1 protein-coding gene is annotated in these 622 nt (G+C 32.8%); it reads right to left on the bottom strand.

The genetic code is table 11. The features are described 5' to 3' along the window. A partial coding sequence (gene cas9 / locus GMD4S_RS00150; protein ID WP_000308298.1) for a type II CRISPR RNA-guided endonuclease Cas9 occupies window positions 1-622 on the bottom strand: 622 nt, incomplete at both ends.

Here is a 622-nt window from a genome sequence, read left to right as displayed (position 1 = left end):
TTTCTTGTTGCATAAATTGTAGCATCTGAAATTTTTCGATTAAATTTTGAATCTACTTGATAAGAAAATAGAATACTATCCTCAAATGTCTTGCTACTTAATGTATCAACAAAATGGTCATAAGGAGCTTTAAACACTAACTCTTTGTATTCATCATCACTTAATGAAATAATTTCTCCAGTCTCTGAATCAACAAACTGTCCTTCTTTATAAGCAATCAGAGGATTATTCTGTTTTTTCCATAATCTTAATTGACTCGAAGCGGCAATAATTAAGGCATCAACAGCATGATGATGGTAAGTCTCACGAGACTTTTCAAGTCCCCACTTTCTTCTTAGCTGAGAGGTAAATTGTCCACGTACCACCGAAATAGTTGTATCGAATTTATGCGCTTTATAAAAATCTTGTAGAGCATTTAAAACAACTCGAGAAGAATATCGAGTGTCAATTAAATTCCGTTCGATGAATTTCTGCTTCACTTCAATTTTACTAATATCTTCTTCCGTTAAAAGGTACTCTTTCTTTTTATTACCTAATAATTTAGACTCTTTTACATAAGATTTAAACTCACGGTAGGACCAGGCATCATCCATACTATCTAAAGCCTGAAACGGAGTACGTT

This window comes from Streptococcus sp. GMD4S, assembly GCF_000296955.1.
The sequence above is the reverse complement of the archived record's forward strand: the minus strand, read 5'-3'. Positions and strand labels throughout refer to the sequence as shown.